We start from the raw sequence: 13,049 nt of genomic DNA, 5'->3' as shown, positions 1-13,049 counted from the left end.
CATATGTTGAAAAAGCAAACCGTTTGGTTATTAACGATGTTTAGTTTAGTTGTTGTGCTATCGGTGTACTATGTCACGAGTCCACAATTGACAGAGCAAGTAGCGTTTGAACAAAAATCAGAAGAAAAAGATTTAAAGCCGACAGATGAAGCGATGAAAGGAGAAACAGCAACCGAAGAAGAAGTGACGGTTGAACAAAGCAACACGGCAAGCGACGATTTATTTACAGCCCTTCGTCTAGAAATTGAAGATGAGCGAAGCAAGCTGCGCCAAGAGTTGAATGCGATTGTCGCTTCCAATAACGTCTCTGCTGAGGAAAAAAGTAAAGCGATTGATCAGTTGCAACAGTTATCGAATGTTGCAGAAAAAGAAGCTGTGCTCGAAACGTTAATTAAATCAAAAGGATACGACGACGCACTCGTTCGCGTCCATGAAAATCAAGTGCACATTACTGTAAAGGCAAAAGAACATTCGAAAAAGGCAGCGAATGAAATCATTCAGCTCGTTCAAAGCGAACTTGGCCGCGTGCAAGACGTAGCTGTCCGATTCCAAAAATAACCGGATACCCGGTTATTTCTTTTTTTTCGGTTGAAAACCGATTTTATAATACTATATAATAATAATTGTTTTTATGACCTGATATAAATTTTCTAACATTTTCTTATCATTTTATTGAATAATGGAAAAGGTGTGTCGTATCATGGTATTGTATAATCTTTTTCTACAAATGATGGGGCGAGGGGTGTAAGTCGATGTTGAAAATTCAAGAAATTCGCGAATTAATCCGATTAGTAAACGAATCAAACATTGTGGAGTTTGTATACGAGCACGATGGCTCCAAAATTAAGATGAAAAAAGCTGGGGCAGCGGAACAAGTCGTCGTTGCTCCACCGAAAGTGGACGTGCCGCCGGTAACTGTTGCTCAACAACCAACACCAGTTGTCGAAAAAGTGGAAGTGAAAGAGGAAGTGAAACAAGAAAAGCCGGCTGTTTCAACGGAAAATTTACATACCATTACATCGCCGATGGTCGGTACGTTTTATGCGGCGCCATCGCCAGATGCAGCACCGTACGTGAAAGTCGGCGACAAAGTGAAGAAAGATACGATTGTATGTATCGTTGAGGCGATGAAATTATTTAACGAAATTGAAGCGGAAGTGGACGGGGAAATTGTAGAAGTGCTTGTGAAAAACGGCCAGCTCGTTGAATATGGACAACCTTTATTCCTTGTGAAGCCTGAATAAAGGAGCGATAGTTATGATAAAAAAATTGTTAATTGCCAACCGTGGGGAAATTGCAGTTCGGATCATTCGGGCGTGCAAAGAGCTTGGCATCGAGACGGTCGCCGTATTTTCTGAAGCCGATCGTGAAGCGCTTCATGTACAATTAGCGGATGAAGCATATTGCATCGGTCCAAAAACGTCTAAAGATAGTTACTTAAATTTCACAAACATCATGAGCGTAGCGACGTTAACTCAATGTGATGCGATTCATCCAGGATATGGATTTTTAGCTGAAAATGCTGATTTCGCCGAGCTATGTAGAGAATGTAACATCACATTTGTCGGACCAAGTCCGGAAGCGATTACAAAAATGGGGACAAAGGATGTTGCGCGCGAAACGATGAGGCAAGCTGGGGTACCGATCGTTCCTGGGTCACAAGGAATTATCGAAAGCGTCGATGAAGCGATTGCACTAGCGAATGAAATCGGGTATCCTGTTATTATTAAGGCAACAGCAGGTGGTGGCGGAAAAGGCATTCGTGTCGCTCGAAATGAACAAGAGCTTATGAAAGGAATTACGATTACACAACAAGAAGCAGCAACTGCGTTCGGAAATCCAGGCGTATATATCGAAAAGTATATTGAAGATTTTCGACATGTGGAAATTCAAGTGCTCGCAGACACATACGGAAACGTCATTCATCTCGGCGAACGCGATTGTACGATTCAACGCCGTTTACAAAAGCTGTTAGAAGAAACTCCATCTCCTGTGCTCGATGAACATATGCGTCAGCAAATGGGAGAAGCAGCGGTGAAAGCAGCACAAGCTGTTCAGTACACAGGGGCAGGGACGGTGGAATTTATTTACGACTATCGCAACCGTCAGTTTTATTTTATGGAGATGAATACGCGCATTCAAGTTGAACATCCTGTAACGGAAATGGTAACAGGCGTTGATTTAATTAAAGAGCAAATTCGCGTCGCATCAGGCGAAAAGCTATCGTTGAAGCAAGAAGACGTTACTTTCAACGGTTGGTCGATTGAATGTCGCATTAATGCCGAAAACCCTTCGAAAAACTTTATGCCATCAGCAGGAAAAATACAGATGTATTTGCCGCCGGGTGGGTTTGGTGTGCGTGTCGATTCTGCCGTTTATCCAGGCTATACGATTCCGCCATATTACGATTCGATGATCGCAAAGCTTATCGTTCATGCGCCGACGCGCGAGGAAGCGATCGCTCGGATGAAGCGTGCCTTAAGTGAATTTGTCATCGAGGGAGTTCATACGACGATTCCGTTTCATTTAAAATTGCTTGAACACGAAAAATTTGTTGAAGGAAACTTTAATACAAAGTTTTTAGAAACATACGATGTAATGAACTCTTAAACGATAAAGGAGGGGATTCGTTATGTCTGAGCATGTATTAGAGATGGAAAATGGACATAACAGTTTAGGTAGGGTAGAGATTGCGCCGGAAGTGATTGAAGTCATCGCTGGTATTGCAGCTTCTGAAATTGAAGGTGTTGCACAAATGCGCGGCAACTTTGCGGCAGGTGTTGTTGAAAAATTAGGTAAAAAAAATCATGGAAAAGGTGTAAAGGTCGACTTAACAGATCGTGGCATCATCATCGATATTTATTGTGTGATGAATTTTGGCGTATCGATCCCAACTGTCTCACAAAAAATTCAAGAAAACGTTCGGCAAGCATTGTTGACGATGACAGGATTAGAGACAGCTGAAGTGAACGTTCATGTTGTCGGTGTTCAGTTTGAAACACCAAAAGCAGAGGCGGAAGTCGAGTAAAGAAAAAGGGCCATCTCGTTTAGGAGATCGCCCTTTTTCGCTGTATGAGTGTTTTCTTTTATCGAAATATGGTATGATCATGATATGATTTTCGACAATATGATTAGAAAGGGTTTTGGTCATGAAACGGCATACAGCAAGAGAAAAAGCGTTGCAAGCATTGTTTCAAATTGATGTGGGAGGCATTGATCCACATGCAGCGATTGCAAACGTCGTTGAAGCAGAAACGGATCCATTTATGGAAATGATCGTTTTAGGTGTTGTTGAACATCAAAAAGAAATCGATGACTTATTGCGTCAACATTTAGAAAAATGGACGTTAGAACGCGTTGCAAACGTTGATCGTTCCATTTTACGAATGGCTGTATTCGAAATGAAATATATGGACGATATCCCGTTAAGTGTAAGTATGGATGAAGCTATTGAATTAGCAAAAGTATTTGGAGATGAAAAATCAAGTCGCTTTATTAACGGCGTACTTGCAAAAATAAAAGAAGCATTGTCTTAAACAAACAAGGGGGAGAAGGGTTTATGGCAGCACAAATCATTAACGGTTTTGAATTAGCGAAAGAAAAACGAGCACAGTTAGCGAAAGAAGTGGAGGAGTTAAAAGAGACAGGCGTTGAGCCGACATTAGCCGTCATTCTTGTCGGGGATCATCCTGCTTCTCAATCGTATGTGAAAGCGAAACAAAAAGCATGTGAAGAAATTGGGATTCGCTCGATTTTACTTACGTTTCCAGATGACATATGTGAGTCGTTTTTGCTAGAGCAAATTGCTCGTTTGAATGAAGATCGCTCGGTACACGGCATTTTAGTACAATTGCCGCTACCAAAACAAATTGATGAATTGCACGTCATTGAGGCGATTGCGCCTGAGAAAGATGTTGACGGTTTTCATCCGTTAAACATTGGACGAATGATGACGGGACAACGGACGTTTTTACCTTGCACACCGTATGGTATTTTATATATGGTTCAATCTTTGCAAGTTGACATTGCAGGAAAACATGTTGTTGTTGTCGGACGAAGCAATATTGTCGGTAAACCGGTCGGACAACTGTTTTTGCGCGAACATGCGACAGTGACATATTGTCATTCACGCACAAACGATTTAGCAGCGATTACGAGCCAAGCCGATATTTTAATCGTTGCTGTCGGAAAGCCGAAGCTCATTACGTCCCAACATGTGAAAGAAGGAGCAATTGTCATCGATGTTGGTGTTAATCGATTAGAAAATGGAAAGTTATGCGGAGATGTCGATTTTGATGATGTAAAAGAAGTAGCTAGCTATATCACTCCTGTGCCAAAAGGAGTTGGGCCGATGACCATTACGATGCTGTTAAACAACACGATTCAAGCAGCCCGTGAACAACACGAATAAGCGAGGTTTTTTCTGTGGCACAAATGAAGTATGTAACGGTTGCGGCGTTAACGAAATACATTAAGCGAAAATTTGAAGTCGACCCACATTTACAAGATTTATGGATTAAAGGGGAAATCTCGAACTTTACATACCACTCGCGTGGACACATGTACTTTACTTTAAAAGACGAACAAGCGCGCATTCAAGCTGTCATGTTTGCCGGGTATAATCGTCAATTAACGTTTAAACCGGAGAATGGGATGACTGTACTTGTGCGCGGCGAAATTTCCGTATACGAGCCGAGCGGCGCGTATCAAGTATACGTAAAAGAAATGCAGCCGGATGGCATTGGTGCGCTTTACTTAGCGTATGAGCAGCTAAAAAAGAAATTGGAACAAGAAGGATTATTTGCCGAGGCGCATAAAAAGCCGATCCCGAAATTCCCACAACATATTGGCGTTGTTACATCGCCGACGGGAGCGGCCATCCGCGATATTTTAACGACGATTCGCCGGCGTTATCCGTTAGCGAAAGTTATTTTATTCCCAACGCTCGTTCAAGGTGAACAAGCTCCGCTATCGATTGTTCAATCGATTCAAAAAGCGAATGAAATGGGGAACATTGACGTGCTTATCGTCGGACGTGGTGGGGGATCAATTGAGGAACTTTGGGCGTTCAATGAAGAAATCGTGGCGCGGGCCATTTTTGCTTCTCGTATTCCGATTATTTCTGCTGTTGGACATGAGACAGATTATACGATCGCTGATTTTGTTGCCGATTTGCGTGCACCGACGCCGACCGGAGCAGCTGAGCTCGCTGTTCCACATATAGCTGATTTGCTCTCACGTGTGTCCGAACAGCAAGCTCGCCTTATTCGAGCGATGAAAGAGCGCATCAATGCGGAGCAAAAGCGATTGCAATCATTGCGTTCCGCGTACGCCTTTCGCTATCCGAAACGACTTTATGAACAAAAAGAGCAACAGCTCGATACGCTCGTCGACCGCCTGCGTCGACAAATGAACGATATGTTAAAGCAAAAAGGGAACCAACTTCAACAAGTACAGTTGACGTTGTTTGCCCATCATCCGCAGTCAAGAATTGAAAAGACGGCAGATCGCCTGCGTACGTTAGAACACGCCATTGTTCGTAACATGAACGATGTGATGAAACAAAAAGCATGGTTGCTCACTACAAAACTAGCAAAACTTGATGCGCTCAGTCCGCTAAAAATTATGGAACGCGGATATAGTTTAGCTTACGATGAGCAACAAACGCTCATTAAGACGGTACAACAATTGCAAGAAGGGGACCGTATTCACATTCGTTTTCAAGACGGACGGGCACATTGCGTTGTTTCGAATATTGAGGAGGGGAATATATGACGTTTGAAGAAGCGATGAACAAGCTCGAAGAAATTGTACAAAAGCTCGAAGAAGGGGACGTTCCACTTGAAGAGGCGATCCACTTTTTTCAAGAAGGTATGAAATTGTCAAAGTTTTGTCACGATAAACTACAGCAAGTGGAAAAGCAAATGGAATTCATTTTGAAAGAAGATGGGCAACTTGAACCGTTTATGGTGCAGGAGGAGTAAAAGTTGAAAATACAATCGCTATTGCGACAATATAAAACGCAAATTGAACAACAGCTCCCGGCATATATTGAGCCGTTGCAAGCACCTGAAACAATAAAAGAAGCGATGTTGTATTCATTGCAAGCAGGGGGAAAGCGCATTCGTCCCCTTTTGTTGCTTGCCACGTTACACGCATTTCGTAAGCCGGTGGACATCGGCATTTCCGTTGCCTGTGCGCTCGAAATGATTCATACGTACTCGCTCATTCATGATGATTTGCCGAGCATGGATAACGACGATTTACGGCGCGGCAAACCGACGAATCATAAAGTGTTCGGGGAAGCGAATGCGATTTTAGCAGGCGATGCGTTGCTCACGTATGCTTTTCAAGTGATAGCAGATGATAAAAACACTTCGCCCGATGTCAAAGTTCGACTCATTTCGGAGTTGGCGAAAGCGGCTGGACCTGAAGGAATGGTTGGTGGGCAAGTCGCTGATTTAGAAGGGGAAGGGAAAACGATTAGCTTGCAACAATTGGAATATATTCATCGTCATAAAACAGGAAAACTGTTGCAATACAGCATTCGGGCAGGTGCGATACTAGGTGGGGCAACGGAACAACAATTAACGTTGTTAACGGCCTTTGCCGATCATCTCGGATTGGCGTTTCAAATTCGCGATGACATATTAGACATTGAAGGAGAAGAACAAAAAATCGGGAAAAAAGTAGGAAGCGATGTCGAAAATGATAAATCGACTTATCCAGCGCTGTTGACGCTTGACGGGGCAAAGCGTAAACTACGCGATCATATGACGGAGGCGCGCACACTTCTTGAGCAAACAGAACTCGACGCGTCGCTGTTACATTACATTTGCGACCTCATTGAAACGCGCGATCATTAATATCATTGAGGAAATAAACAACATGTGGTATAGTGGAAAAGAAATGTTAGCCGTTCACACGTTTGTGTAAGCGGCTCTTTTTTGCGTGTAAACATGTTTGCCTGTATAATTAAAACTACAAAAGACCTGTATTATATCAGTTGTTTAGCTTATATGAAAGAGAGTGGTCGCATTGGATCTTGAAGCGATTCAAAACCCGAAATTTTTAAAACGAATGTCGAATGAACAGTTAATTCAATTAAGTGAACAAATTAGACAGTTTCTCATTGAAAAATTATCAAAAACAGGAGGACATATTGGTCCGAACCTCGGTGTTGTTGAATTGACGATTGCGCTTCATAAAGTATTCGACAGCCCGAAAGATAAGCTCATTTGGGATGTCGGCCATCAATCGTACGTGCATAAAATTTTAACCGGTCGGGCGAATCAATTCGATACGTTGCGTCAATATAAAGGATTATGTGGCTTCCCAAAACGAAGTGAAAGCGAACATGATGTATGGGAGACAGGGCATAGTTCGACATCATTGTCGGCTGCGATGGGAATGGCCATTGCACGCGATTTAAAAGGAACGAATGAACATATTGTTCCAATCATTGGAGATGGTGCACTTACAGGTGGAATGGCATTGGAAGCGTTAAACCATATCGGACACGAGAAAAAAGATATGATCGTCATTTTAAACGACAATGAAATGTCGATTGCCCCAAACGTTGGTGCATTGCATAATGTACTTGGGCGGTTGCGAACAGCCGGGAAATACCATTGGGTAAAAGATGAACTAGAGATGTTATTAAAGAAAATTCCAGCTGTCGGTGGAAAGCTTGCTGCAACTGCAGAACGAGTCAAAGATAGCATTAAGTATTTGCTCGTTTCAGGTGTATTTTTTGAAGAGCTAGGATTTACGTACTTTGGACCGGTGGACGGCCATAACTTTGAAGATTTGTTTGAAAACTTACATTATGCGAAAAAGACGAAAGGTCCTGTTCTCGTTCATGTGATAACGAAAAAAGGAAAAGGATATCACCCAGCAGAAAACGATAAAGTCGGAACGTGGCATGGCACAGGACCTTATAAAATCGAGACGGGGGATTTCATCCAATCAAAGCCATCTGCTCCATCGTGGAGTGCACTTGTTAGTGAAACTGTTCGTAAATTGGCGCGCGAGGATCGCCGCATTGTCGCGATTACCCCAGCAATGCCGGTCGGATCGAAGCTCGAAGGGTTTGCTAGCGAATTTCCTGAGCGCATGTACGACGTTGGAATTGCAGAACAACATGCGGCAACGATGGCTGCTGGTTTAGCGACGCAAGGAATGAAGCCGTTTTTAGCGATTTATTCAACGTTTTTACAGCGGGCGTATGACCAAGTTGTCCACGATATTTGTCGCCAAAACTTAAACGTATTTCTCGGCATTGATCGTGCAGGGCTTGTTGGGGCTGATGGTGAAACGCATCAAGGGGTGTTTGACATCGCATTTTTGCGCCACATTCCAAACATCGTATTAATGATGCCGAAAGATGAAAATGAAGGGCAACATATGGTATATACAGCGATTCAATACGATGAGGGACCGATTGCGATGCGTTTTCCGCGCGGCAACGGTCTTGGCGTCCCGATGGATGAGCAATTGAAAACTATCCCAATCGGCACGTGGGAAGTGTTATGTGAAGGGACGGATGTCGCTATTTTAACGTTTGGTACGACGATTCCAATGGCGCTTCAAGCAGCTGAACGTCTTGCGCATGACGGCATTTCTGTGCAAGTGGTCAATGCTCGCTTTATTAAGCCGCTTGATGAACATATGCTGCACACATTGCTGAAAAAAAATATGCCGCTACTTACAATTGAAGAAGCTGTGCTTCAAGGTGGGTTTGGAAGCGCTGTGCTTGAATTTGCCCATGATCACGGCTACCATGGGGCAGTCATTGATCGAATGGGCATTCCGGACCGTTTTATTGAACACGGGAATGTGTCACAACTTTTAGAAGAAATCGGATTGACGACAGAACATGTGATGGAACGTATTTGTTTATTAGTTCCGAAAAAAAGAAAAAGGGCATGAGAGATGAAAGGGAAGAAAGAACGTTTAGATGTACTACTTGTAGAACGTGGGTTGGCTGAAACGCGCGAAAAAGCAAAGCGGACGATTATGGCTGGGCTCGTTTATTCAAACGAAATGCGGCTTGACAAGCCAGGGGAAAAAGTCCCCGTTGACATTCCGCTTACGGTAAAAGGAAATGCATTGCCATATGTCAGTCGAGGGGGACTGAAATTAGAAAAAGCGTTACGTGCATTTTCGCTTCAAGTAAAGGATAAAATGATGATCGATATTGGCGCATCAACGGGTGGATTTACGGACTGTGCGCTGCAAAATGGAGTGAAGTTGTCGTATGCTCTTGATGTTGGCTACAACCAATTGGCGTGGAAATTACGACAAGATGAGCGAGTTGTTGTGATGGAGCGGACGAACTTTCGCTACGTGACACCGAGCGATTTCCACGCCGGTTTGCCAAACTTTGCGACGATCGATGTATCGTTTATTTCTTTGAAGCTTATTTTTCCTGTGTTAAAGACAATTTTAGTGCCTCATAGCGATGTTGTTGCGTTAGTCAAACCACAGTTTGAAGCTGGAAAAGATTTAGTTGGGAAAAAGGGCATCGTTCGTGATGCGCGCGTTCACGTACAAGTGCTTGAAGCGATCATCGCGTTCGCTCAACAAGAAGGATACGACGTGATGGGGCTCACGCACTCCCCTATTACAGGCGGCGATGGAAACATTGAGTTTTTACTTCATTTACGTTGGGAAGGAAAAGAAAAAGGAGAAAATTGTTTAACTGTTTCTCCGGAAGAAGTTGTTCAGGTGGCGCATGCTGAACTGAAAGAAAATAAAGAACATGCGGGGGAATAACAGACGGTTATTCCCTCTTGTTTGCCCACGAATCGTTCGGTAACATAGAAGTATAAATATGCACATGTTATACACACGAAAGAGGTGTTTTCATTGAATAAAGGACAACGTCATATTAAAATTCGTGAAATTATTTCCAATCACGATATTGAAACGCAAGATGAGCTTGTTGATATGTTGCGAAAAGAAGGATTTAATGTGACGCAGGCGACTGTATCCCGAGATATTAAAGAACTTCATTTAGTGAAAGTTCCGATGATGGATGGGCGATATAAATATAGCTTACCGGCGGATCAACGGTTTAATCCGCTACAAAAATTAAAGCGAGCACTGATGGATGCGTTCGTAAAAATTGACGGGGCTGGCCATTTGCTTGTGATGAAAACGTTGCCGGGCAATGCGCATGCTATCGGAGTGTTGCTGGACCATTTAGAGTGGAATGAAATTGTTGGAACGATTTGTGGAGATGATACGTGTTTAATTATTTGTCGCACGCCCGAAGATACAGAAGTCATTTCGAAACGATTATTGGACATGCTGTAATAAAGGTGTGAGTCGAACATGTTAGCAGAGTTATCTATTAAAAATTTTGCCATTATTGAATCGCTCTCGCTCTCATTCGAAAAAGGATTAACCGTTTTAACAGGAGAAACAGGGGCGGGGAAATCAATTATTATTGACGCCATTCATTTATTAATCGGTGGGCGCGGTTCAGCGGAGTTTGTTCGATATGGGGAGGCCAAAGCAGAAATTGAAGGACTTTTTCTACTTGAACAAGACGACCATCCGTGCTACAACAAATGCGCTGAACTTGGCATCGATATAAGCGACGGCATGATTGTGCTTCGGCGCGAAATTACAGAGAGCGGGAAAAGTATTTGTCGCATTAACGGGAAGTTAGTAACGATTGCAACGTTACGTGAAGTCGGTGCAACACTTGTTGACATTCACGGACAACATGAACATCAGGAACTGCTCGATGAGAGTAAACATTTGCGATTATTAGATGAATATGGTGGAGAACGTATCCGAGAGGCGTTGGAAGAGTATGGAGCATTGTATGCGGCGTACGAGCGGGTGAAACGCCAGTTGCAGAAGTTGAACGAAAATGAGCAACAAATGGCTCATCGGTTAGATTTGCTAACATTTCAGCTAGATGAAATTCAAAAAGCACAGCTACAGCCAGATGAAGATGAACAACTAATGGAAGAACGACGGAAAATTGTTAACTTCCAAAAAATATATGAAGCGCTGCAAAGCAGTTATGAGGCGCTTTACGGGGAACAGCGCGGCCTTGATTGGATCGGTTTGGCGATGAACCATTTAGATCATGTCAGCGACTTGGACGCATCGCTAAAACAAGCGCAAGAAGTCGTATCGAACTGTTATTACTTATTGGAAGAAGTTGCTCATCAACTACGTGGGCAGTTAGACGGGCTAGAATATGATCCACTTCGACTTGATGAAATCGAAAGCCGTTTAAATGAGATTAACCATTTAAAACGCAAGTACGGTAAAACAGTGCGCGATATTTTAGAATATGCGGCAAAAGTGGAAGAAGAAATTGAAACCATTCAACATCGCGACGATCATATTCATAAATTGCAAGCTGAACTTCAATCGATTACTGCCGATTTGTTAGTTGAAGCGAAGCATATTAGCGAGTTGCGCATGCAATATGCTAAGCAGCTCATTGATAATATTCATCAAGAGCTGAAAGATTTATACATGGAAAAGACGACATTTGATGTCGTCTTTCGCAAGCGTCAAGGGGCATACGATGATCCGTTAGTGGATGGGGTTCCTGTCAAATTGCATGCAAGCGGCATAGATGAAGTTGAATTTTACATTTCGACGAATCCTGGTGAACCGTTAAAGCCGCTTGCTAAAGTTGCGTCAGGTGGGGAACTGTCGCGCATCATGCTCGCTTTAAAAAGCATTTTTTCAAAACATCAAGGTGTTACTTCCATTATTTTTGATGAAGTGGATACAGGTGTGAGCGGACGAGTAGCTCAAGCGATTGCAGAAAAAATTTATCGCGTCGCACGTCATTCACAAGTGCTTTGCATTTCGCATTTGCCCCAAGTTGCGGCGATGGCAGATACGCATTTATTCATCGCTAAAGAAACGGTCGATGGACGGACGAAAACGATCGTTGAAGCATTAAATGAGGAAGAAAAAATTAACGAAATTAGCCGCATGATTTCGGGAGTAGAAATTACCCAACTGACGAAACAGCACGCCCATGAGTTGTTACAACTAGCGGAAAAAATCAAAAACGAAACAGCATAAATACCAACATTGGCATTGTTTTTTCATTTCATTCGGTTATATTTCGATTGTTTCAGGCAACATTAAATAGTGTAGGATTCGGTGTGTACGTAGGAACGAGGAGAGTGAAGACATTTGGATTTTGACAAATTAAGAAAAGGAATAGGTGCATTTCTCCTTGTTTCTTTTATCGTTCTCAGTATGGCAACGCCATTTCAAACATATGTAAAAATTCCGAAACAACTTGTTTTATTTCACGGGCAAACGGCTCATGTGCCTGCGTTTGGCCCCGTTCAAGCTGTAACAACGAATGCAGTTCATGTTCAACAAAAAGAAAAGTTAGCAATTAGCGGAGAACATGTCGGAGAAAGCGATGTTATACTGCAAATGGCAGGGTTTCCAATAAAGCAAGTGAATGTGAAAGTATTGCCGGACTTCAAAGTCGTTCCGGGTGGTCAATCGATTGGCGTGAAGCTGAATACGGTTGGTGTTCTCGTCGTGGGTCATCACTTAGTCGAAACGGAACAAGGGAAGCTGTCGCCGGGCGAAACGGCCGGCATCCAAGTTGGAGATGCGATTACGCACATCAACGGGAAAAAAATCGAAAAGATGACGGACGTGTCCCCGTTCATTGAAAAAGCGGGAAGGACAGGGAAGCCGTTGCGACTGACTGTTGTGCGTGATCGTCATACGTTTGAAACGACGCTCACCCCGTTAAAAGATAAACAAGATGAAGCGTATCGTATCGGATTGTACATTCGTGACTCAGCGGCAGGAATCGGCACGATGACGTTTTATGATCCGAAATCAAACATATACGGCGCACTCGGTCACGTCATTTCTGATATGGACACGAGAAAGCCGATCGTCGTTCGCGACGGAACGATTGTCAAATCAACGGTAACAGCTATTGATAAAGGAAGGAATGGTAGCCCGGGCGAAAAGCTAGCGAGGTTTTCAAGCGATAAACAAGTCATTGGCGACATTAAAACGAACAGTCC

Annotated in this window: 14 protein-coding genes; all 14 read left to right on the top strand. The window is 43.1% G+C overall.

The genetic code is table 11. The features are described from left to right. Window positions 1–3: 3 nt before the first annotated feature. Window positions 4–558: a SpoIIIAH-like family protein gene (locus tag V7Z64_RS02375; RefSeq protein ID WP_003394134.1), complete on the top strand. Its 555-nt coding sequence runs from the start codon at window positions 4–6 to the stop codon at window positions 556–558. A gap of 194 nt (window positions 559–752) precedes the next feature. Then, window positions 753–1,244 (top strand): acetyl-CoA carboxylase biotin carboxyl carrier protein, encoded by a 492-nt coding sequence (gene accB, locus V7Z64_RS02370; RefSeq protein ID WP_297991956.1) that lies wholly within the window; start codon window positions 753–755, stop codon window positions 1,242–1,244. A gap of 13 nt (window positions 1,245–1,257) precedes the next feature. Beyond that, complete coding sequence (gene accC, locus V7Z64_RS02365) at window positions 1,258–2,610, top strand: acetyl-CoA carboxylase biotin carboxylase subunit (RefSeq protein ID WP_003394136.1); 1,353 nt, start codon at window positions 1,258–1,260, stop codon at window positions 2,608–2,610. A gap of 22 nt (window positions 2,611–2,632) precedes the next feature. Next, a complete protein-coding gene (locus tag V7Z64_RS02360) occupies window positions 2,633–3,028 on the top strand; it encodes an Asp23/Gls24 family envelope stress response protein (protein WP_297991961.1) in 396 nt (131 codons plus the stop codon). 121 nt (window positions 3,029–3,149) lie between these two features. Then, a complete protein-coding gene (gene nusB / locus V7Z64_RS02355) occupies window positions 3,150–3,536 on the top strand; it encodes a transcription antitermination factor NusB (RefSeq protein ID WP_003394138.1) in 387 nt (128 codons plus the stop codon). Window positions 3,537–3,559: 23 nt separating this feature from the next. Continuing rightward, window positions 3,560–4,411, top strand: coding sequence for a bifunctional methylenetetrahydrofolate dehydrogenase/methenyltetrahydrofolate cyclohydrolase FolD (gene folD / locus V7Z64_RS02350; protein ID WP_297991966.1), 852 nt, complete (start codon window positions 3,560–3,562; stop codon window positions 4,409–4,411). Window positions 4,412–4,434: 23 nt separating this feature from the next. Then, window positions 4,435–5,775, top strand: a complete 1,341-nt coding sequence (gene xseA / locus V7Z64_RS02345) for an exodeoxyribonuclease VII large subunit (RefSeq protein WP_297991984.1) — start codon at window positions 4,435–4,437, stop codon at window positions 5,773–5,775. Beyond that, window positions 5,772–5,984 (top strand): exodeoxyribonuclease VII small subunit, encoded by a 213-nt coding sequence (locus V7Z64_RS02340; protein ID WP_003394142.1) that lies wholly within the window; start codon window positions 5,772–5,774, stop codon window positions 5,982–5,984. Before xseA ends, V7Z64_RS02340 begins: the two co-directional genes overlap by 4 nt. 9 nt (window positions 5,985–5,993) lie before the next feature. After that, window positions 5,994–6,866 carry a polyprenyl synthetase family protein gene (locus V7Z64_RS02335; RefSeq protein ID WP_297991986.1) on the top strand — a complete coding sequence of 291 codons (873 nt, stop codon included), beginning with the start codon at window positions 5,994–5,996 and terminating at the stop codon, window positions 6,864–6,866. A gap of 172 nt (window positions 6,867–7,038) precedes the next feature. Beyond that, a complete protein-coding gene (gene dxs / locus V7Z64_RS02330) occupies window positions 7,039–8,931 on the top strand; it encodes a 1-deoxy-D-xylulose-5-phosphate synthase (protein ID WP_297991989.1) in 1,893 nt (630 codons plus the stop codon). A gap of 3 nt (window positions 8,932–8,934) precedes the next feature. After that, window positions 8,935–9,777, top strand: coding sequence for a TlyA family RNA methyltransferase (locus tag V7Z64_RS02325; protein WP_297991968.1), 843 nt, complete (start codon window positions 8,935–8,937; stop codon window positions 9,775–9,777). A gap of 93 nt (window positions 9,778–9,870) precedes the next feature. Further along, window positions 9,871–10,320 carry a transcriptional regulator AhrC/ArgR gene (gene ahrC / locus V7Z64_RS02320; protein WP_003394146.1) on the top strand — a complete coding sequence of 150 codons (450 nt, stop codon included), beginning with the start codon at window positions 9,871–9,873 and terminating at the stop codon, window positions 10,318–10,320. A gap of 18 nt (window positions 10,321–10,338) precedes the next feature. Continuing rightward, the gene (gene recN / locus V7Z64_RS02315; protein ID WP_297991971.1) at window positions 10,339–12,069 is read left to right on the top strand and encodes a DNA repair protein RecN; all 1,731 of its coding nucleotides are present in this window, start codon (window positions 10,339–10,341) and stop codon (window positions 12,067–12,069) included. Between the two features lie 114 nt (window positions 12,070–12,183). Next, window positions 12,184–13,049: SpoIVB peptidase (gene spoIVB / locus V7Z64_RS02310; RefSeq protein ID WP_334109296.1), on the top strand; the 866-nt coding region annotated here is incomplete at its 3' end.

This window comes from Anoxybacillus sp. (assembly GCF_036834105.1).
Classification (GTDB): domain Bacteria; phylum Bacillota; class Bacilli; order Bacillales; family Anoxybacillaceae; genus Anoxybacillus.
Note: the sequence above shows the minus strand (reverse complement) of the source record. Positions and strands in the feature narration are given on the sequence as shown.